The sequence below is a fragment of the Mesorhizobium sp. WSM4884 genome, from assembly GCF_029625675.1.
Classification (GTDB): domain Bacteria; phylum Pseudomonadota; class Alphaproteobacteria; order Rhizobiales; family Rhizobiaceae; genus Mesorhizobium.
In genome coordinates this window covers 41,485-60,895 of record NZ_JARTVO010000026.1, presented here as the reverse complement: position 1 = coordinate 60,895, position 19,411 = coordinate 41,485, and the positions used below count along the sequence as shown (strand labels likewise).

General features: G+C 63.4%; 20 protein-coding genes. 4 read left to right on the top strand and 16 right to left on the bottom strand.

What is annotated here, in order from left to right:
• Positions 1-5 precede the first annotated feature (5 nt).
• Both P9236_RS27595 and msrB read left to right on the top strand, forming a co-directional pair.
• Positions 6-1,196 carry a VWA domain-containing protein gene (locus P9236_RS27595; protein WP_278077780.1) on the top strand — a complete coding sequence of 397 codons (1,191 nt, stop codon included), beginning with the start codon at positions 6-8 and terminating at the stop codon, positions 1,194-1,196.
• A 94-nt stretch (positions 1,197-1,290) separates the two neighbouring features.
• On the top strand, positions 1,291-1,695 hold the full coding sequence (gene msrB / locus P9236_RS27590; protein ID WP_126080718.1) for a peptide-methionine (R)-S-oxide reductase MsrB: 405 nt from the start codon (positions 1,291-1,293) through the stop codon (positions 1,693-1,695).
• Between the two features lie 57 nt (positions 1,696-1,752).
• On the opposite strand, the gene P9236_RS27585 is transcribed toward msrB, so the two are convergent.
• Positions 1,753-2,100, bottom strand: a complete 348-nt coding sequence (locus P9236_RS27585; RefSeq protein ID WP_278077779.1) for a hypothetical protein — start codon at positions 2,098-2,100, stop codon at positions 1,753-1,755.
• A 159-nt stretch (positions 2,101-2,259) separates the two neighbouring features.
• On the opposite strand from P9236_RS27585, the gene P9236_RS27580 reads away from it, so the two are divergent.
• Positions 2,260-2,769, top strand: coding sequence for an arsenate reductase ArsC (locus tag P9236_RS27580; RefSeq protein ID WP_278077778.1), 510 nt, complete (start codon positions 2,260-2,262; stop codon positions 2,767-2,769).
• A 19-nt stretch (positions 2,770-2,788) separates the two neighbouring features.
• Here the strand turns inward: P9236_RS27580 and P9236_RS27575 are convergent, their stop codons facing one another.
• The 12 genes from P9236_RS27575 to P9236_RS27520 form a co-directional block, all read right to left on the bottom strand.
• Positions 2,789-3,238 (bottom strand): hypothetical protein, encoded by a 450-nt coding sequence (locus P9236_RS27575; protein ID WP_278077777.1) that lies wholly within the window; start codon positions 3,236-3,238, stop codon positions 2,789-2,791.
• Between the two features lie 22 nt (positions 3,239-3,260).
• The gene (locus P9236_RS27570) at positions 3,261-3,521 is read right to left on the bottom strand and encodes a DUF2312 domain-containing protein (protein ID WP_278077776.1); all 261 of its coding nucleotides are present in this window, start codon (positions 3,519-3,521) and stop codon (positions 3,261-3,263) included.
• Positions 3,522-3,824: 303 nt separating this feature from the next.
• The gene (gene pyc, locus P9236_RS27565; RefSeq protein ID WP_278077775.1) at positions 3,825-7,283 is read right to left on the bottom strand and encodes a pyruvate carboxylase; all 3,459 of its coding nucleotides are present in this window, start codon (positions 7,281-7,283) and stop codon (positions 3,825-3,827) included.
• A gap of 272 nt (positions 7,284-7,555) precedes the next feature.
• Positions 7,556-8,674: a branched-chain amino acid ABC transporter substrate-binding protein gene (locus P9236_RS27560; RefSeq protein WP_278077774.1), complete on the bottom strand. Its 1,119-nt coding sequence runs from the start codon at positions 8,672-8,674 to the stop codon at positions 7,556-7,558.
• A gap of 138 nt (positions 8,675-8,812) precedes the next feature.
• Positions 8,813-9,160: a DUF6867 family protein gene (locus P9236_RS27555; protein ID WP_278077797.1), complete on the bottom strand. Its 348-nt coding sequence runs from the start codon at positions 9,158-9,160 to the stop codon at positions 8,813-8,815.
• A gap of 13 nt (positions 9,161-9,173) precedes the next feature.
• Positions 9,174-9,902, bottom strand: a complete 729-nt coding sequence (locus tag P9236_RS27550; RefSeq protein ID WP_278077773.1) for an ABC transporter ATP-binding protein — start codon at positions 9,900-9,902, stop codon at positions 9,174-9,176.
• Positions 9,902-11,335, bottom strand: a complete 1,434-nt coding sequence (locus tag P9236_RS27545) for an ATP-binding cassette domain-containing protein (protein ID WP_278077772.1) — start codon at positions 11,333-11,335, stop codon at positions 9,902-9,904. Before P9236_RS27545 ends, P9236_RS27550 begins: the two co-directional genes overlap by 1 nt.
• Positions 11,335-12,729, bottom strand: a complete 1,395-nt coding sequence (gene livM / locus P9236_RS27540; RefSeq protein ID WP_278077771.1) for a high-affinity branched-chain amino acid ABC transporter permease LivM — start codon at positions 12,727-12,729, stop codon at positions 11,335-11,337. Before livM ends, P9236_RS27545 begins: the two co-directional genes overlap by 1 nt.
• Before the next feature lie 5 nt (positions 12,730-12,734).
• The gene (locus P9236_RS27535) at positions 12,735-13,637 is read right to left on the bottom strand and encodes a branched-chain amino acid ABC transporter permease LivH (protein ID WP_278077770.1); all 903 of its coding nucleotides are present in this window, start codon (positions 13,635-13,637) and stop codon (positions 12,735-12,737) included.
• 339 nt (positions 13,638-13,976) lie between these two features.
• Positions 13,977-14,978 (bottom strand): 4-hydroxyproline epimerase, encoded by a 1,002-nt coding sequence (locus tag P9236_RS27530; RefSeq protein WP_278077769.1) that lies wholly within the window; start codon positions 14,976-14,978, stop codon positions 13,977-13,979.
• Positions 14,979-15,014: 36 nt separating this feature from the next.
• On the bottom strand, positions 15,015-16,262 hold the full coding sequence (locus P9236_RS27525) for an FAD-dependent oxidoreductase (RefSeq protein WP_278077768.1): 1,248 nt from the start codon (positions 16,260-16,262) through the stop codon (positions 15,015-15,017).
• Between the two features lie 169 nt (positions 16,263-16,431).
• Positions 16,432-17,325, bottom strand: a complete 894-nt coding sequence (locus P9236_RS27520; RefSeq protein WP_278077767.1) for a dihydrodipicolinate synthase family protein — start codon at positions 17,323-17,325, stop codon at positions 16,432-16,434.
• Between the two features lie 68 nt (positions 17,326-17,393).
• Here P9236_RS27520 and P9236_RS27515 point away from each other — a divergent pair, with 68 nt between their 5' ends.
• On the top strand, positions 17,394-18,098 hold the full coding sequence (locus P9236_RS27515) for a GntR family transcriptional regulator (protein WP_278077766.1): 705 nt from the start codon (positions 17,394-17,396) through the stop codon (positions 18,096-18,098).
• A gap of 29 nt (positions 18,099-18,127) precedes the next feature.
• Here the strand turns inward: P9236_RS27515 and P9236_RS27510 are convergent, their stop codons facing one another.
• The 3 genes from P9236_RS27510 to P9236_RS27500 form a co-directional block, all read right to left on the bottom strand.
• Positions 18,128-18,445, bottom strand: a complete 318-nt coding sequence (locus P9236_RS27510; RefSeq protein WP_278077765.1) for a hypothetical protein — start codon at positions 18,443-18,445, stop codon at positions 18,128-18,130.
• 254 nt (positions 18,446-18,699) lie between these two features.
• Entirely contained in the window at positions 18,700-19,005 is a 306-nt protein-coding gene (locus tag P9236_RS27505; protein WP_278077764.1) for a hypothetical protein, read from the bottom strand.
• Between the two features lie 179 nt (positions 19,006-19,184).
• A partial coding sequence (locus tag P9236_RS27500) for a hypothetical protein (protein WP_278077763.1) occupies positions 19,185-19,411 on the bottom strand: 227 nt, incomplete at its 5' end.

Below are 19,411 nucleotides of genomic sequence, written 5' to 3'. Positions count from 1 at the left end.
TAACCATGTTCATCCCCTTCTTCCTCGAACTCAAGGCAGCGCAGGTTCCCGTTTCGCTCCGGGAATATCTGTTGCTGCTGGAAGGCCTGGAAGCGGGATTGGTCGACTATGACCTCGAGGGTTTCTACTACCTCGCCCGCTCGACGCTGGTGAAGGACGAGCGCCACATCGACCGCTTCGACCAGGTCTTCGCGCATGTCTTCAAGGGCGTCGAGGCGCTTGCTGGGCCGGATACCGTCGATGTCGCCCAGATCCCCGAGGAATGGCTGCGCCGACTGGCCGAGAAACATCTCTCCGACGAGGAAAAGAAGCTGATCGAGGCACTTGGCGGTTTCGACAAGCTGATGGAGACGCTGAAGCAGCGGCTGGCGGAGCAGAAGGGCCGCCACCAGGGTGGCTCGAAATGGATCGGCACCGGCGGCACCTCGCCCTTCGGCGCCTATGGCTACAATCCGGAAGGCGTGCGCATCGGCCAGCACGAGAGCCGTCACCGTCGCGCGGTGAAAGTCTGGGACAAGCGCGAGTTCAAGAACTTCGACGACGCGGTCGAGCTCGGCACCCGCAACATCAAGGTGGCGCTGAAGCGGCTGCGCCGCTGGGTGCGTGAGGGCGCCGAGGAAGAGTTCGACCTGCCCGGCACCATTCATGCCACGGCCGAGCACGGCTATCTCGACGTCAGGACCCGGCCCAAGCGGCGCAATGCGGTGAAGCTTCTGATGTTCTTCGATGTCGGCGGCTCGATGGACGACCATATCCGCAGCGTCGAGGAGCTGTTCTCCGCGGCACGCGCCGAGTTCCGCCAGCTCGAATATTTCTACTTCCACAACTGCCTTTACGAGCGCGTCTGGAAGGACAATCGACGGCGGCTCGCCGAGACGATCCCGACCTTCGACCTGCTCCATAAATACGGGCCGGACTACAAGGTGATCGTCGTCGGCGACGCCTCGATGAGCCCCTACGAGATCGCGCATCCCGGCGGCTCCGTCGAGCACTGGAACCCGGAAGCCGGCGGCGTCTGGCTCGCGAGACTTTTGCAGCAATGGCCGAATGCCGTCTGGCTGAACCCGGAAGCCGAGAAGAACTGGCGCTATACCCATTCCATCGCCATGATCATCGACATCTTCGGCGGCCGCATGTTTCCGCTCACGCTCGCCGGGCTCGAGGCCGCTACGAAACAGCTGTCGCGCAAGCACTAGCCTACTGCCGCTGGCAGCGCCTGTAACAAATGCCTATGTTTGCGCGAATACAGGCTGCCAACCAACAACGAGCCGCCAAGGCCGAGGAGATTTCATGGACACCCACGCCTATCCCGTCACCCGCACCGACGCCGAGTGGCGCGCCCGGCTGACGCCGGAGCAGTACGCCGTCATGCGCAACCACGGCACCGAGCGCCCCGGCAGCTGCGCTCTGCTTTACGAGAAGCGCGCCGGCACTTTCTTCTGCGTCGGCTGCGACCAGCCGCTGTTCGAATCCAAGCTGAAGTTCGAGAGCGGCACCGGCTGGCCGAGTTTCAACGATCCGGTTCCGGGTTCGATCGAGACGACCGTTGACCGCAGCTACGGCATGGTCCGCACCGAATGCCATTGCTCGCGCTGCGGCAGCCATCTCGGCCACGTCTTCGAGGACGGCCCGCCGCCGACCGGCTTGCGCTACTGCATCAACGGCGTGGCGCTGCGTTTCGAGCCGTCGGCCTGACCGACGCCTGACCAACACTCCAAAAGGGCGGCTTCGGCCGCCTTTTTTCGTCCCGACTTACACGACGACAGTCGCGATCAGCCAGAGCGCCGAGCCCAGCATCATCAGTTGGGCCTTGAACCCGCCGGTGCTTTCCGCCGTCCGCCAGACGGCAAGGCTGAGGAAGATGTTGTAGGGAACGGGGAGGAAATGCACTGTTAGAACCAGCCAGAGCGGCAGCTTCAGCCCGAGTAGGACGAGCGCCGCCCCCGACGAGGCGATGTTGATCGCCGTGCCGGCAAGCAGCATGTCGCGCCAGAACAGCCGGTCGAGTGGTGCTTGACCTTGCCAGCGCATGCGCAAGAAGCCCGCAGCCCCGCGGTCGGTCTTCGCGGGCGCGGCGCCTTCGAGTCCAGGCTTGTCCATCAATCGAGCCTCATGGAACCACACGAAAGTTTCGAACCCGGATGTCGCAATATCCGGCGCAGACGAAACAGAAACTGACTGCCAAAACACGTATCATCACGAAGCCGTGACCCCCATCGTGTTCTGTCATTTGCACCCGCAAACACAGAGAGGTTCGAAATGAGCGGTCAAGTCTACAACGTCCTTTTTCTCTGCAACGCCAACTCGGCCCGCTCGATCATGGGCGAAGCCATTCTCAACCGGCTCGGAGCCGGCCGTTTCAAGGCATATTCGGCCGGCGCGAACCCCAGCGGCACCGTCAACCCATACACGCTTCAGCTGCTGGAGAGCCTGAACTACGATACGTCCTTCGCCCGCTCGAAGAGCTGGGACGAGTTTTCGGGGCCGGCTGCGCCGGAGATGAACTTCATCTTCACCGTCTGCGACAGCGCGGCGAACGAAAGCTGTCCGGTCTGGCCCGGCCATCCGATGACGGCGCTTTGGGCGGTGCCGGATCCGGCCAAGGCCGCCGGAAAGGATGCCGAGCAGCATCTGGCCTTTGCCGATGCCTTCCGCATGATGAGCAACCGCATCGGCCTGTTCGTAAACCTGCCGATAAATTCGCTCGACCGCATGGCGCTGCAGCAGCATCTCGAAGAAATCGGCCGCGATCAGTCACGAGCCGGTTGAGCTCGGCGAAGCGGTGGATCTACGACCGGGCTTCGTCGCCAAGAACCGCGAGGATAGCCTGCTCGAAACGCGAGCATTCCGTCACCAGCCAGTCGGCCATGGCTGGCCAATTGTCCTCGGCGAAACAGTTGACCCGCCATTGCGAATTGATGCCGAGATTCTGCGCGCTCTGCTCCGGCCTGAGCTTCAGCCGCGCCTCGATCGCCGGCTGGAACGGCTTCAGTCGTGTCCAGACCTCCGTCGCGCCAAGCTTCTCGTTGCGGCCGAAGAAGACGCCGACCACGTTCTCGCTGGGCGCGACATACATGGAAAGCACCAGAGCGAACTCCGGCAGCCCGCGCTGCCAGAACCAGGGCCCGCGTCGCGCCAGCCTGGCCCTTTCTTCGGGGTGCCGTTCGGCGAACAGCGCCCAGAAGCCGCGATGGCGGAACTCCGAAGCGCGATGGCCGCCGAAGTCGAACTCACTCATGGCCGGCTCCCGGCCATAAAACTCAGACCATACCGAGAGCGGCCTTGTAGAGGTCCAGGATGGATTCCTCCTCCTGGCGCTCGGCCTGGTCCTTCTTGCGCAGCCGGATGATGGTGCGGATCGCCTTGGTGTCGAAGCCGGTGCCCTTGGCCTCGGCATAGACGTCCTTGATGTCGTCGGAAATCGTCTTCTTCTCTTCCTCGAGCCGCTCGATGCGCTCGATGATGGCGCGCAGCTGGCCGGCGGCTACAGTCTGGCTGGTCTCAGTGATCTCGTCGGCCATTTTTCTCTCCGCGTTTTTTGCGCCACGGCGATTCCCGCCCCGGCAAAATTGGAGCGGGTTCGATGCCCGAGCGGGCGCGGCGGGTCAAGACATTATCGCTGCGGCATGAAGGGTTACGCACGCCCCGAGGTGTGTTGAGATTCAGGTCAGGCCGAGCCGAGAAAGGTGGCTTCCGAGAACCGGCCTACGCCGGCTGTAGCCTTAATTTAGCTGCCAAATCATTCGTGAATGCTTCGGCGGGCGAAGGCCGAAAGCGCAGGAAGACGGCGTTTGCACGCCGGTCTCACCTGAATATCAACACACCTATCCGAAGGCGATCAGCAAATCCTTCGCATCAATCTGGTCGCCCGCCTTGACCAGCACTTCGGCGACCACGCCGTCGCGCTCGGCGTGCAGCGCCGTCTCCATCTTCATCGCCTCGATCGACAAGAGCACGTCGCCCGCCTTGACCGCCTGGCCGGCAGTCACGGCAAGCGCAGAGACCACGCCCGGCATCGGCGCGCCGATATGCGCCTCGTTACCCGGCTCCGCCTTGCGCCGCGCCTTGGCGGCGGAGGCGCCATGCGCGCGGTCGGGCACCTTGACGCGGCGCGGCTGGCCGTTGAGCTCGAAGAACACGGTGACCATGCCCTTTTCGTCGACGTCGCCGAATGCCTGGCAGCGCACCACCAAGGTCTTGCCCTTCTCGATGTCGACGAAGATCTCGTCTTCCGACTTCATGCCGTAGAAATAGGTCGGCGTCGGCAGCACGCTCACCGGGCCATAGGTTTCCTGCGCGGCAGCAAAGTCGGTGAAGACCTTCGGATACATCAGCCAGGAGGCGAACTCGAACTCCGTAAGCTTGCGCTCGAGCTTTTCCTCGATCTCCTTGCGGCTGGCCTTGAGGTTAGCCGGCTTGAGCAGCGAGCCCGGCCTGACCGTGATCGGCTTTTCGCCCTTCAACGCCTTCTTCTGCAGCGCTTGCGGCCAGCCGCCGGGCGACTGGCCGAGATCGCCGCGCAGCATCGACACGACCGAGTCCGGGAAGGCGATGTCCTTGGCCGGGTTCTCGACATCGGCGACGGTGAGGTCCTGGCTCACCATCATCAGCGCCATGTCGCCGACCACTTTCGACGACGGCGTCACCTTGACGATATCGCCGAACATCAGGTTCACGTCGTGATAGGCCTGCGCGACCTCGTGCCAGCGCGTTTCCAGTCCAAGAGAGCGCGCCTGCTCCTTGAGATTGGTGAACTGGCCACCGGGCATTTCGTGCAGATAGACTTCCGAGGCCGGTCCCTTGAGGTCGCTTTCGAAGGCCGCGTACTGGTTGCGCACCGCTTCCCAGTAGAAGGAGACGTGGCGGATCCACTGCGGATCGAGGCCGGGGTCGCGCTCGGTGCCCTTGAGCGCCTCGACGATGGAGCCAAGGCAGGGCTGCGAGGTGTTGCCTGAGAAGGAATCCATGGCCGCGTCGATGGCGTCGACGCCTGTCTCGACCGCCGCCAGCACTGTCGCCGCCGACAGGCCGGACGTGTCATGGGTGTGGAAATGGATCGGCAGGTCGGTCTCTTCGCGCAGCGCCTTGAACAGCACGCGCGCCGCCGACGGCTTCAAGAGACCGGCCATGTCCTTGACGGCGATGATATGCGCGCCGGCCGCTTCCAGTTCCTTCGCCAGCCCGACATAGTATTTGAGGTCATACTTTGCGCGTGCCGGATCGAGGATGTCGCCGGTATAGCACATCGCCGCCTCGATCAGCTTGCCCTCGGCGCCCACCGCGTCCATGGCGACGCGCATGTTTTCCACCCAGTTCAGGCAGTCGAAGACGCGGAACAGGTCGACGCCGCCGGCGGCCGCCTGTTTGACGAAATGCTGCACGACATTGTCGGGATAGTTGGTGTAGCCGACGCCGTTGGCGCCGCGCAAAAGCATCTGCAGCAGAAGGTTGGGTGCTGCTTCGCGCACCCGTGACAGCCGCTCCCAAGGATCCTCGGTGAGGAAGCGCATGGCGACGTCGAAGGTCGCGCCGCCCCAGCATTCCAGCGACAGAAGCTGCGGCAGCGCCCGCGCATAGGTGCCGGCGATGCCGGCGATGTCATAGGTGCGCATGCGGGTAGCGAGCAGCGACTGGTGGCCGTCTCGCATCGTCGTGTCGGTGACCAGCACCTGGTTCTGCTCGCGCATCCAGGCTGCGAACTTCTCAGGCCCGAGCGCATCGAACCGCTGCTTGCTGCCATCCGGCACCTTGCCGTTGAGATAGGGCACGACCGGTGCCGCCGCATCGGCCTTGGGCATCGGCCGGCCGCGCGTCTCCGGATGGCCGTTGACGCTGACGTCGGCGAGGTAATTGAGCAGCTTGGTGGCGCGGTCTTGCCGCTTCACCTGCTGGAACAGCTCCGGCGTCGTGTCGATGAACTTGGTGGTGTAGGAATTGTCGGCGAAGCTCGGGTGATTGATGATCGCTTCGAGGAAAGTGAGGTTGGTCGCCACGCCGCGGATGCGGAATTCGCGCAGCGCCCGGTTCATCCGCGCGATCGTCTCGGCCGGCGTGGGGGCCCATGCCGTCACCTTTTCGAGCAGCGGGTCGTAGAAGCGGGTGATCACCGCGCCGGAATAGGCTGTGCCGCCGTCGAGGCGGATGCCGAAGCCGGTGGCGCCGCGATAGGCGGTGATGCGGCCATAGTCCGGAATGAAATTCTGTTCTGGATCCTCTGTGGTGATGCGGCACTGCAGCGCGTGGCCGTTGAGCCTGATGTCCTTCTGCGCCGGGACGCCCGATTCAGGCGTGCCGATGGCGAAGCCGTCGAGGATGTGGATCTGCGCCTTCACGATGTCGATGCCGGTCACCATTTCGGTGACCGTGTGCTCGACCTGGATGCGCGGGTTGACTTCGATGAAGTAGAATTTGCCGGTGTCGGCGTCCTGCAGGAACTCGACCGTGCCGGCGCCGATGTAGTTCGTCTCGCGCGCGATCTTCAACGCGTAGCCGCAGAGCTCCTGGCGCAACTGGTCGCTGAGGTAGGGAGCCGGCGCGCGCTCGACGACCTTCTGGTTGCGGCGCTGGATCGAGCAGTCGCGCTCGAACAGATGCACGGCATTGCCGTGTGTGTCGCCAAGCACCTGCACCTCGACATGGCGGGCGCGCTCGATCAGCTTCTCGAGATAGACCTCGTCCTTGCCGAAGGCGGCCTTGGCCTCGCGCTTGCCCTCCATAACCTCGCGCGCAAGGTCGGCTTCCGCGCGGATGGCGCGCATGCCGCGGCCGCCGCCGCCCCACGAGGCCTTCAGCATCACCGGATAGCCGATTCCCGCGGCGAGCTTCTTCACCGCTTCCATGTCGTCGGGCAGCGGATCGGTGGCGGGCACCACCGGCACGTCGACCTCGATCGCCAGGTTGCGCGCAGCGACCTTGTTGCCCAGCCGGCGCATTGTCTCCGGTTTCGGCCCGATGAAAGTGATGCCGGCGGCAGCGCAGGCCTCGGCGAATTCCGGGCTCTCCGACAACAGGCCGTAGCCTGGATGGATGGCATCGGCGCCCGACAGCTTGGCGACGCGGATCACCTCGTCGATCGAAAGATAGCTTTCGATCGGCCCCATGTCCCTGTTAAGATGCGGTCCCCGCCCGACCTGATAGCTCTCGTCGGCCTTGAACCGGTGCAGCGAATATTTGTCCTCTTCCGCCCAGATCGCCACGGTTTTGAGGCCGAGCTCGTTTGCCGCGCGAAAGACGCGGATGGCGATTTCGGACCGGTTGGCGACGAGGATCTTCGTGATTGCCAAGGACTGGGCTCCAGCAGCGGAAGGTGAGATGAAGGCAGCAATGATTAGCGTGAAAATGCTGCAGCGCAAACAAAATCGCGCGACACCTAAAACGATTTAAATCGTTCGTTTGCGCCAAACCGCCGCTTATCTCCCATCCCATGGTTCAAGGGGCGGTTTGCGGGGCGCTCCCGTGAGGGTCGGCTCGATCGGGCGGTGAGAAAACAGCCGCCAACAAAAATGCCCGGCGCTCAGCGCCGGGCATTTCGAAAAGTCGGCTACTATTTGCCGGCTTATTTCTCGAAGTAGCTGTACTTGCCGTCCTCGCCCTTCTTCCATTCGTAGATGACATAGTCCGGACGGGTGATGTCGCCCTTGGTGTCGTAGCCGATCTCGCCGATCGCCGTCTTCCATGGGCCGCCGGACTTGATCACGTCGGCAACCTTCTGCGCATCGTCGGCCGAGCCGACCTTGGCGATGGCCTGAGAGATGATCTGGATCGCGGCATAGGAGTAGAGCGTGTAGGCTTCCGGCTCGAAGCCGGCGGCGCGGAACTTCTCCACCACTTCCTTGGCGGCGGGATTCTTGCGCGGATCCGGAGCGAAGGTGTTGAGCGTGCCGGCAACGGCGTCGCCGGCGATCGAGGCCAGCTCGTTGGAGACGATGCCGTCACCCGAGAACAGCGGCGCCTTCAGGCCCTGGTCGGCCGACTGGCGGATGATCAGGCCGGCTTCGGTGTGCAGGCCGCCCCAGTAGATCAGGGTGACGCCGTTTTCCTTCATCTTGGCGATGAGGGCCGAGAAGTCCTTGTCACCGACGTTCACGCCTTCATACATCACTTCCTTGATGCCGCCGGCGTTCAGGTTCTTCTTGGTCTCGTCCGCGAGGCCCTGGCCGTAAGGCGTCTTGTCGTGGATGATGGCGATCTTGGCGTCCTTGAAGTTCTTGGCGATGTAGTCGCCGGCCACCTTACCCTGCTGGTCGTCGCGACCGCAGGTACGGAAGGTGTTCCACAGGCCGCGCTCGGTAAGCTTCGGATTGGTCGCGGCCGGCGTCATGACGAGGATGCCGTTCTCGGCATAGACTTCCGACGCGGGAATGGTCACGCCTGAGTTGAAGTGGCCGTCGACGAACTTGACGCCGTCAGCGACGAACTTGTTGGCGACCGAAATGCCCTGCTTGGGGTCGGAGACGTCGTCGCCGATCTCGAGCTTGAGCTGTTGGCCATTGATGCCGCCCGCCGCGTTGATGTCGGCGACCGCCTGTTCCGCGCCCTTCTGCAGCTGCGCGCCGAAGGCGGCGTTCGGACCGGTGATCGGACCGGCGACGCCGATCAGGATGTCGGCCCACGCGCTGCCGCTGAACGCGATGAACGCGGTCAGCGCCACGGCGGACAAGAGTGATTTTTTCATTGAAACGCTCCCATTTACGGAGTGGGCGTGGATGATACTTTCATGCGATGCCCACCCTTATCGCAGAAAGCATAGAATGCCGATTTTCAGGCACTTGTCACGCCGATTCATTCCCCTGAACGACGTTAATCATGAACCTCAACCCTTCGGCTTCCAGCTCAATAAGGAAGCTCTTTCGTAGAGCCAGTTATATTGTGTGACCATCTGGTTGGTGCGCGTATATTGATAGCCGAGGAAGCCCAGCACCATCAGCACGATGGTGTCGACGATATAATAGTGCAGCGAAAACATCGTGCCGTCGAACAGCGCATGATGGATGAACCTTACCCCGATGCCGAGGCCAAGCATGTAAAGGAACAGGCGGACGTGGGTGCCCCAGGTCTGGGCCACGGCTTTGCCGGTCATCCAAGCCGCCCCACCGCCGAGCAGCCAGGTGACGAACAGAAAATGCCAGATCGAGGCTTCTTCGTAGAGAATACCCATGATGATGAAGACCTCTCTAGTGATGCCCGCCTTCGAGATAGGCGGCGCGCACTTCCGGATTGGCGAGCAGCTCCTTGCCGGTGCCGCTCATCGTCACATTGCCGTTGACCATGACGTAGCCGCGATTGGCGAGCTTGAGCGCGCCGAAGGCGTTCTGCTCGACCAGGAACACGGTCAACCCTTGTGACCTGTTGAGCTCGCGAATGGCATCGAAGATCTGCTTGACGATCAGCGGCGCGAGCCCAAGCGACGGCTCGTCCAGCAGAAGCAGCTTCGGCCTCCCCATCAGCGCGCGTCCGATCGACAGCATCTGCTGCTCGCCGCCCGACAGCGTGCCGCCGCGCTGGTTGATACGCTCCTTGAGCCGCGGGAACAGTGCGAACACCTTCTCGGCATCCTCGTCGAAATGCTTGAGGTTATCGATGCTGGCGCCCATTTGCAGGTTTTCCATCACCGTCATGCGCGGGAAAATGCGGCGTCCCTCCGGCGACTGGGCGATGCGCAGCCTGGCAATCTCGTGCGTCGGCATCTGAGTGATGTTGGTGCCGGCAAAGGTGATGGTGCCGGCGCGAGCGCGTGGTGCTCCAAAAATGGTCATCATCAGCGTCGACTTGCCGGCGCCGTTGGCGCCGATCAGCGCCACGATCTCACCCTGGTTGACGGTGACGTCGACGCCGTTCAACGCGCGGATGTTGCCGTAGTAGGTCTGCACGCCCTTGATATCGAGCAGCGTTGTGCCGGCCATTATTTACGCCCTCCACGCTTGCCCGCCGAGGGCTTGGCCGCCGCTTCCTTCGCAAGCATCTTCGCCTGGCCGATCCAGTCCTCGCGCGCTATGCGCCCGTCGAAGGCGAGATAGGCTTCGGCGGCCTCGATGTCGGCCTTCTTCCAGGCTGCGATCTGGTCGAAATGGAAGATGCCGTGCTCGTTCAGCTTCCTCTCGTTGACCGGACCGATGCCCTTGATGCGGATCAGGCTGTCGGCCTTGCCCCCGCGTGGTGCATCGAGACGGTTTGAAATACCTGCGGTCTTCGCCGCCGGCGCCGTGGCGGCCGCTTTCTTCGGCGCGGCCTTCACCGTGCCCGACCTCGCGGCCGGTTTGGCTGCCGCGGTGGACTTCGCCGACGCCGGGGCGACAGGCTTGCTGGCGACCGACGCGGAGCGCGCGTCGACTTGAGCCGCTTTTGACGCGCCCTTCGAGACCGTGACTCGCTCGCCTTCGTCCGCGTGTTCGACACTATCGGAAACCGGCCCGGCCATCATCGAAGCGGAATTGCCCGGACCATGCGCGGAGTCGGGGCCGGTATCGAGCTGTTCGATCACATCCTCGTCGCCGACTTCGGTAAGCACTTCTTGCACTTCCTCGTCGTCGACGCCGAGATAGGCAGCAATGACGCGCGGATCGGTGCGCACCGACTGCGGATTGCCGTCGGAGATCTTGCGGCCATATTCGAGCACCACGACATGGTCGGAGATCTGCATGACCACCGACATGTCGTGCTCGATGAGCAGGATCGAGGTGCCGGTGTTGTCTTTGATGTCCATCAGGAGCTCGTTGAGCGAGGCCGATTCCTTCGGATTGAGGCCGGCGGCCGGCTCGTCGAGGCACAGAAGCTCAGGGCCGGTGCACATGGCGCGCGCGATCTCCAGCCGCCGCTGCGCGCCATAGGGCAGGTCGCCGGCCGGATCGTCGGCGCGGTCGACGAGGTCGGCCTTCTCCAGCCAGTGCCGGGCGAGATCGATCGATTCGGCCGAAGCCTGGCGATAGCTCGGGACGCCGAACAGGCCGAGCAAGGTGTAGCCCGAGGCCTTCATCAGCTTGTTGTGCTGAGCGACCAAAAGGTTCTCGAGCAGCGTCATGCCCGAGAACAGGCGGATGTTCTGGAAGGTTCGCGCCACATTGGCGCGCGCCGGGATCTCGTGGTTGGGCAGGCGCTCGAGCAGATAGGTCGAGCCGTCACGTTTGTTCAGCGTGATCATGCCCTCGGTGGGCTTGTAGAAGCCGGTGATGCAGTTGAACACCGTCGTCTTGCCGGCGCCGTTCGGCCCGATCAGCGCGGTGATCTCGCCGCGCCTGGCCTGGAAGGACAGGTCGCCGATGGCGACAAGGCCGCCGAACTTCATCGACAGGTGTTCGACCTGCAGGATGAAATCACTCTGGGAAGCTTGTGCGTTCATCAGCCGTGGCCCTCCTTGGTGAAGGAGCCTGAGACAGCTCTCCGCTCCTTGAGGAAGGCGGTCGGCTCACGACTGCCGACGAAGCCGCGCGGCTTCCACAGCATGACGATCACCATGGCCATGCCGAATAGAAGCATGCGGTAGAGTTCCGGCGTGAAGTCGGGACCGAACACCCGCTTGAGGAAATCGAGCTCGCGCAGGATTTCGGTGCCGCCGATCATCACCAGAGCCGCCACCGCGATGCCGCCCAGCGAGCCCATGCCGCCGAGCACGACTATGGCGAGGACGATTGCCGATTCCAGGAAGACGAAGGATTCGGGGCTGACGAAGCCTTGCCGGGCGGCGAAGAACGAGCCGGCGAAGCCGCCGAACATGGCGCCGGTGGCGAATGCCGTCAGCTTGGTGGTGGTGGTGTTGATGCCGAGCGAGCGGCAGGCGATCTCGTCCTCGCGCAGCGCTTCCCAGGCGCGCCCGACCGGCAGGCGGCGCAGCCTGATGGTGACGAAGGCGGTGAGGAAGCAGAGCGCCAGGATCAGGTAGTAGAGGAATATCTTGTAGTAGGCGCCCGACTGGGTGATGTGCAGCACCTTGGCGATGTAGTTCGGGTCCGAGACGTTGAACGACATCAGCCCGAAGAACGACACCTTCGGGATGCCGGAGATGCCGGCCGAGCCGTTGGTCACCTCGCGCCAGTTGATGAGCACGAGGCGGATGATCTCGCCGAAGGCGAGCGTGACGATCGCCAGATAGTCGCCGCGCAGTCGCAGCACCGGGAAACCGAGCATCACGCCCCAGAAGGCGGCCATGCAGCCGGCGGCCGGCAGCAGGATCCAGAACGACAGGCCGAAATGGGTGCCGAGCAGCGCGTAGGCATAGGCGCCGACGGCATAGAAGGCGACGTAACCGAGATCGAGAAGGCCGGCCAGCCCGACGACGATGTTCAGCCCCCAGGCCAGCATCACATAAATCAGGATCTGGATGCCGAAATTGTCGACCCATTTCAGCGAGCCCTGAAAGCCGAACGCCATGACCATCACGATTGGATAGGCGATCAGCACCGTGGCGCCGATCCTGTTGAAGTTGCGCCGCACAAAACCCGGTTCCGCCGCGGCCACCGCGGGCGCCTTGCCCTTTTCGGCCTTGGACCGCTCGATCGCCGGAATGGCATAGGCGACATAGAGGAAGCGGCCGACGGCAACGGCGACGACCACGAGGGCAAGCAAGCCCCAGCGCTGCACCAGGATCAGTTCGTTGTTGATGTTCTGGTCGGTCCTCAGACCGATGAACAGCACGAACAGGCCAAGAGCTATGGCGCCGGCATAGAGCGCTTCGCGGAATGCGCGTTGGATGGGAGGGACGACGACGTCGCGCTCCGGAGACACGGTAACGGCCATGAGGATCAGACCTTTTCGACTTCAGGCCGGCCCAGGATGCCGGAGGGCAGGAAGATGAGCACGATCGCCAGGATCGAGAAGGCTGCGACGTCCTTGTAGTCGATCGAGAAATAGGCCGACCACATGCTCTCGATGAAGCCGATCAAAAGCCCGCCGAGCACCGCGCCCGGCAGCGAGCCGATGCCGCCGAGCACCGCCGCGGTAAAAGCCTTCACGCCCGGCACGAAGCCGTCGGAAAACACCACGACGCCGTAATACATCAGGAACAGCGTGCCCGCGACCGCGGCGAGCGCCGCGCCCATGATGAAGGTGATGGAGATAGTGCGGTCGACGTCGACGCCAAGCAGCGCCGCCATCTTGCGGTCCTGCTCGCAGGCGCGCTGCGCCCGCCCCAGCGCCGTCCTGTTGACGAGATACCAGAAGATGACCAGCAGCACCGCGGTCACCAGAACGATGATGATCTGCTTCAGCGAGACGCTGATGCCGTCGACCGTGTAGACCTGGCTGACCAGCGGCGGGATCGGCTTGTTGCGCGGACCCTGCGTGACCTGCACGAAGTTGGACAGCGCGATCGACATGCCGATGGCGGTGATCAGCGGCGCCAGCCGGAACGATCCGCGCAGCGGCCGGTAGGCCACCTTCTCGATCGTCCAGTTGTAGAGGCTGGTGAGCAGCATGCCGACGATCATCATGATCAGAAGCGCCACCACCACAGGCACGGAATAGAACATCGCGCCGAGGATGAGGAAGACGATGAGGGCCGTGAAGGCGCCGACCATGAAGATGTCGCCATGGGCGAAATTGATCATGCCGATGATGCCGTAGACCATCGTGTAGCCGATCGCGATCAGCCCATAGATAGATCCCAGCGTCAGCCCATTGATAAGCTGCTGGACGAAGTACTGCATATTTATGCGGCTCCCCTGGAATGTCGCCCGTTTCCGGGTCGCACTCCTTTTCGTATTTCCCCTAGTCGTAAAGTTTCGAGCCCGGATTGCAACGTGATTTTTCAATCGCCGGGCGTGTTTTGGAAGCACGCCGCCCGATTGCCCGTTTTTTCGCACCCGGCCCCTGGACCATCGCGGACCCTATCATTGGCACAACGCAATGTCTTTGACGATTCAGCCGTATCATGCGCGCCGTTTCGAAGAAATCTCCGTCAAAATAAGTTGATGAGACGATTCCTTGCGTCGACGAGGATGGCCGGCTTTGGCCGAAATGCCTTCCGCAAGGTGAGGCCGTGACGGTTATGTGACGACGAATCCATGCGCGAACGGATCGCGGTCGTCGATGAAGATGGTGTTCAATCCCGTCATGCGCGCCCAGCCGCCGATCGAGGGGATGATCGCCGGTCTGCCGGCCACGCTGACCTCTTTTTCGACCCTGCCCTTGAACAGCGAGCCGATGATCGATTCATGGACGAAACTGTCGCCGGCCTTGAGCTTGCCCTTGGCGTGGAGCTGTGCCATGCGCGCCGAGGTTCCGGTGCCGCAAGGCGAGCGGTCGATCGCCTTGTCGCCGTAGAAGACGGCGTTGCGCGCATCGGCCTCGGCATCTCTCGGCTTGCCGGTCCACAGCATGTGCGACAGCCGGTTGATGCCGGGATTCTCCGGATGCACGAACGAGTATTTCTCGTTGAGGCGCTGGCGCACCGTCGGGCTCCAGGCGATGAGATCGCCGGCCGAATGATCGGCCATGTCGCGATAGTTCTTCTGCGGCTCGACGATGGCGTAGAAATTGCCGCCATAGGCGACGTCGACGCTGATCTCGCCAAGCACCGGGCATTCGACCGTCAGTCCTTCGGCATAGAGGAAGGACGGCACGTTGGTGATGCGCACTTCCTCGACATATTCGCCGACTTGGCTGTACTCGGCGATGACGAGGCCGGCCGGCGTGTCGAGCCTGAGCACGCCCGGCGTCTTCGGCTTCACCAGACCGTGCTCGATTGCCATCGTGACGGTGCCGATCGTGCCGTGGCCGCACATCGGCAGGCAGCCCGATGTCTCGATGAACAGGATAGCGATGTCGCAGTCTTCGCGCGTCGGCGGATAGAGGATCGAGCCCGACATCACGTCATGGCCGCGCGGCTCGAACATCAGCCCGGTGCGGATCCAGTCGTACTCGGCAAGAAAATGCGCGCGCCGCTCCATCATCGTCGCGCCCTGGAGCAGCGGCCCGCCGCCGGCGACCAGCCGCACCGGGTTGCCGCAGGTGTGGCCGTCGATGCAGAAGAAGGATTTCTTGGCCATGATGGCTCCCTGAAATATCAGAATTATTGGGGAATGTCAGAACCGTTGCGGGTGGAAAGGGGTGAGGTCGAGCGATGGAGCCTGCCCGAGAACGAGATCGCGGATCAAGCGGCCGGTCGCAGCAGCCTGGGTCAGCCCGAGATGGCCGTGGCCGAAAGCATAAAATATGTTCGGCGCCCGTGCCGCGCCGATCACCGGCAGCGAATCCGGCAGCGACGGCCGGAACCCCATCCACTCGCGCCCGCCCGATGGGTCGAGGCCGGGCAGGAAGCGTCGTGCTTTTTCCAGCATCGCCTTCGAGCGCGCGTAGTTCGGCGGCCGCTCGATGCCGCCAAGCTCGACGGCGCCGCCGACACGCAGGCCCGTTTGCAGCGGCGTGATGACGAAGCCGTGACCGGAAAAGATCAATTGCCGCTTCACCTCGAGGGCCGACACCGGCAGCGTCGTGTTGTAGCCGCGCTCGGTCTCCAGCGGGATGCGGTCGCCGAGATTCCTGGCCAGCAGGTGCGACCACGCGCCGGCCGCAACGACGAGTTGCCTCGCCTTCCGCCTCGTGCCGTCGGCGAGCACGATCGTGGCGCCATCCGCGCCGGCTTCGACGCGATCGATGCGCCCATGCTCGAAGCGGGCGCCGAGCCGCTCCGCATAGGCCCAGACCGCCTTGCCGAGCAGCTGCGGATCGGCGACCGTCCTCCAACTCGGCACGAAGGTGCCTTTGACGAAGCGCGGTGACAGGCCGGGCTGCAGAGCCGCCATCTCCTTGCCCTCGACATGGCGGAAGCCGATGCCGAAGCGCTCGCGAGCCGCCCAGCCAGACAACGAGGCACGGAATTCCGCCTCGCTTTCGTAGAGTTCGAGCGAGCCGTCCTCGCGCAGCATCGGCCTCGTGCCGGAGCGGTCGAGCAGGCCCATCCATTCGGCCTCGGCGAGCTTCATCATGCCGACCTGCGCCGCGAGGCTCGCTTCGTAGTGCTTGCCGGCACCGGCGCGCCAGAAGCGGATCAGCCAAGGCAGGAGTTTGGGCAGATAGGCGGGCGGAATGGTCAGAGGCCCGAGCGGATCGGCAAGCCATTTCGGCAACTGCCTGATCATGCCCTTGTGCGCCAGCGGCAGCACGTCGGAGAAGGCGAAGGCGGCGGCGTTGCCGGAGCTCGTCTCCTCGCAGATGCCGGTGCGGTCGAAGACGGTGACGCTGCGGCCCGCCTCGGTGAGCAGCGCCGCCGCGCAGATGCCGATGATGCCGCCGCCGATGACGGCGATGTCGATCGAAGTATCGCTTGTCATGGCTGCATGCCGCCCCGCTCCGCGCGCTGCATTGAGGCCCTCGGCCCTTCGGGCCATCTTCTCCCCGGTGGGGAGAAGAGGCTGGCGCCAACGTTAGCGACCTCTTCTCCACTGGGAGAGAAGGTGGCCGCGAAGCGGCCGGATGAGAGGGCCTGCGACATTGTCACCTTCAAAACACCGGCAGTTCCGGCCGCACGGCCAGCGCATCCCTGACGATCTTTTCCACCGCCTTGCGGCGCTCGCCCGACAGCGGCCGGCGCGGCATGCGAACCCGGTCATTGGTATCGATCGCCAGCACTTCAGCAAGCTTGATGTTTTGGACCAGATAGGTCGAGACATCGAGGTCGAGCAGCGGCCGGAACCAACGATAGATCTTCAGCGCTTCCTCGCGGCGGCCTTTTCTCATCAGCTGGTAGATGGCGACGGTCTCGCGCGGGAAGGCGGTGACCAGGCCGGCCACCCAGCCGATGGCGCCGACCGACAGCGCCTCGAAGGCGAGGTTGTCGACGCCGGTGAAGAGATCGTAACGGTCGCCGAGGCGGTTGATGATTTCGGTCGAGCGACGGATGTCGTCGGACGATTCCTTGATAGCGACGAAGCGCTTGTCGGAGGCGAGCTCCTCCATCAGGTCGACGGTGACGTCGACGCGATAGGCGAGCCGGTTGGAGTAGATCATGACCGGCAGGTCGCCGGCTTCCGCGACGGCGCGAAGGGCGGCGACCGTCTCTTGGCGGTCGGTGTGGTAGATCGGACTCGGCACCACCATCAGGCCATTGGCACCCTCCTTGGCGGCGCGGCGCGCGATGCTTGCCGCTTCGCGCGTGCCGGGCTCGTTGACGGTCAGAAGCACCGGCTTCTTGCCGGCGACCTTCTGCGCCGTCTTCAGCACCTCGATCTTCTCGTCATGCGACAGCATCGGCCCTTCGCCGAGCGAGCCGCAGACGATAATGCCGTCGCAGCCGGCCGCCATCTGCAATCCGTAGCAGCGTTCCATCTCGGCATGGTCGAGGCGGTCGTCGGTGGTGAATTTGGTCGTGACTGCGGGGAAAACTCCGGCCCACATGGTTGATCTCCATCTGATATATCAGCCGTATATTTATTAAGAATTGGCCTGTCAACGCTGAATCCGCTATGATATATAAAAAATATATCAGGAGCCTGCCTTTGATATCCCCACTGATATCCATCGAGACGAACCCGACCTTCGAGCCGGTCGCGACCAAGGCCTATCGCGTGCTGGAGCACATGATCGTAACCCTCGAACTGGCGCCGGCGAGCTTCGTCACCGAGGGCGCGCTGATCGAGCGGCTGGGCTTCGGCCGCACCCCGGTGCGTGAGGCGATCCAGAGGCTGGCCTGGGAGGGCTTGCTCGATGTCAGGCCGCGCGCCGGCATCGCGGTCGCGCCGCTTCACCCCGGCGACTGGCTGCGCGTCATCGACGCTAGGCGCGGCATCGAGGTGGTGCTTGCCCGCTCCGCCGCCCGCTTCGTCACCCGCGAGGCCGCGGACCTGTTTCACGATGCGGCGCTGGCCATGCAGAAGGCGGTGATCTCCGGCAACGTGCTTGCCTTCATCCAGGCCGACAAGGCGCTCGACGAAGCGCTGGCGATCGCTGCCGACAACCCCTTCGCGGCGCGCGTCGCCGCCCCCCTGCAGACGCACAGTCGCCGCTTCTGGTTCCGTTATAAGGCGGATACTGGCCTTGCAGAGTCGGCCGAGCATCATGTTGCGTTGATCCGCTCGATCCTGGACGGCGACGAGGAAGCGGCCGCCAAGGATGCCAAGAAGCTGATGACGCTGCTGCGCGGCCACGCCGAGGTGGCCGCGACGCGTTGAGCCGGCAGGTCATCACCTGCCCAGGCGTTTCAACCGCCCGGCTGCCTGACCGCGGTGACCAGCGTGTCTTCCCATCCGTCGCCCGCCGCCAGGATGCAGCTTTGGCCTTTGACGTCGGTCATCAAGATGGTCCAGGTTCCGCTTGCCGACACAAAGACCTCGAAGATGGCGGCTTCTCCGGCCACGCCGTAGCCGAGCCGTTTCTCCTCGAATGCCGCCGCCAGTCTCGAGACCAGATAGTCATGGCCGCCGCAGATGACTTGCGATTGCGCGGGGAATGACGACAGCATCATCACGGAGCCGATGGCCGCCGGCTTCACCCATCGATACGAAAAAATGCGTGCCATAGGGCACCTCCTTTGCCTTCGCATTCCGGCAAGGGAGGCACATTCGGCCGCCTCAGTGTGCCGGAACGCTCCAGGCCGGATCGGACGTCTTCATCGCGTCACTCCTTCTGGTTTCCGGTCTGTCGCAGGGAGATCATGACCTCCTGGATTCGATATGGTGAACCCCGGCCTCGTAAACAAGCAGGCGTTGAGAGCGCCTCGGCCGATGTTCGTTCAAGAGCCGTGAGGGCGCTTTGGCCAGGCCGCCTGGCTATTCAGGCGCCCGGCAAGGCAGCTTTGATCGAGGGACTATCCCAGCCTTCGCCGACGGAAAGGATGCAGCTTTGCCCTTTGGTGTCGGAGGCGAGGACGGTCCAACTGCCCCGGTCGGAGACAAAGATCTCGAGCACGACGTTCGGATTGATCAGCCCGCGCCCTGCTTCGCTTTCGTGGAACTTGTCGCCGAGCGCCTTGATGATGTCGGCGCGCGGTGCGCACTGCGCGGCCGCATTGGCCTGGATGGTCCCGCCGGCCACCGCAGCCGCAGCAAGGAACGTCGTCGCCAAAAGAAATCGTGTCATCTGACACCTCCTCGCGCCAGACGAGAACCCCGGCAGCAACCGGCGCTGTTGATTAGCCTGCACGTATCGCAGGAATACAGGCTAAGGCGGATGGCCGCCTGTTGGTTCCATCACACAACGGCGGAATTATTAGGATGTGCAGACGCGCCCAGCGCGTGTCGCGTCGAAAATCATATACTTCAAGCTGCACTGCGCTTTGTCGAGACGTGCACCGGGCAACGTGACAAGCTTGCCTGCAATATGAATGGGGTGAAGACCAAACGAGCCTCGCTCCATAGGCCCAAAAAGGAAAGCGCGGCTGGCGCCACGCTTTCCTCTTTGTTGGCTTTCTCAGGTCGGTTCATCGTCGGAATGACGAATTCAGCGCCATCCTTGATGCCTCGCCGCGCGCCCGCAGCCGCAACGC

Excerpts from the sequence above, each read along its gene's own strand:
- P9236_RS27545 (WP_278077772.1), bottom strand. The coding sequence starts at position 11,335 with ATGAACGCACAAGCTTCCCAGAGTGATTTCATCCTGCAGGTCGAACAC.
- P9236_RS27530 (WP_278077769.1), bottom strand. The coding sequence starts at position 14,978 with ATGGCCAAGAAATCCTTCTTCTGCATCGACGGCCACACCTGCGGCAAC.
- P9236_RS27560 (WP_278077774.1), bottom strand. The coding sequence starts at position 8,674 with ATGAAAAAATCACTCTTGTCCGCCGTGGCGCTGACCGCGTTCATCGCG.
- P9236_RS27595 (WP_278077780.1), top strand. The coding sequence starts at position 6 with ATGTTCATCCCCTTCTTCCTCGAACTCAAGGCAGCGCAGGTTCCCGTT.
- msrB (WP_126080718.1), top strand. The coding sequence starts at position 1,291 with ATGGACACCCACGCCTATCCCGTCACCCGCACCGACGCCGAGTGGCGC.
- P9236_RS27585 (WP_278077779.1), bottom strand. The coding sequence starts at position 2,100 with ATGGACAAGCCTGGACTCGAAGGCGCCGCGCCCGCGAAGACCGACCGC.
- P9236_RS27580 (WP_278077778.1), top strand. The coding sequence starts at position 2,260 with ATGAGCGGTCAAGTCTACAACGTCCTTTTTCTCTGCAACGCCAACTCG.
- P9236_RS27505 (WP_278077764.1), bottom strand. The coding sequence starts at position 19,005 with ATGACACGATTTCTTTTGGCGACGACGTTCCTTGCTGCGGCTGCGGTG.
- P9236_RS27520 (WP_278077767.1), bottom strand. The coding sequence starts at position 17,325 with ATGTGGGCCGGAGTTTTCCCCGCAGTCACGACCAAATTCACCACCGAC.
- P9236_RS27575 (WP_278077777.1), bottom strand. The coding sequence starts at position 3,238 with ATGAGTGAGTTCGACTTCGGCGGCCATCGCGCTTCGGAGTTCCGCCAT.
- P9236_RS27550 (WP_278077773.1), bottom strand. The coding sequence starts at position 9,902 with ATGGCCGGCACAACGCTGCTCGATATCAAGGGCGTGCAGACCTACTAC.
- P9236_RS27570 (WP_278077776.1), bottom strand. The coding sequence starts at position 3,521 with ATGGCCGACGAGATCACTGAGACCAGCCAGACTGTAGCCGCCGGCCAG.
- livM (WP_278077771.1), bottom strand. The coding sequence starts at position 12,729 with ATGGCCGTTACCGTGTCTCCGGAGCGCGACGTCGTCGTCCCTCCCATC.
- P9236_RS27525 (WP_278077768.1), bottom strand. The coding sequence starts at position 16,262 with ATGACAAGCGATACTTCGATCGACATCGCCGTCATCGGCGGCGGCATC.
- P9236_RS27515 (WP_278077766.1), top strand. The coding sequence starts at position 17,394 with ATGATATATAAAAAATATATCAGGAGCCTGCCTTTGATATCCCCACTG.
- P9236_RS27535 (WP_278077770.1), bottom strand. The coding sequence starts at position 13,637 with ATGCAGTACTTCGTCCAGCAGCTTATCAATGGGCTGACGCTGGGATCT.
- P9236_RS27510 (WP_278077765.1), bottom strand. The coding sequence starts at position 18,445 with ATGGCACGCATTTTTTCGTATCGATGGGTGAAGCCGGCGGCCATCGGC.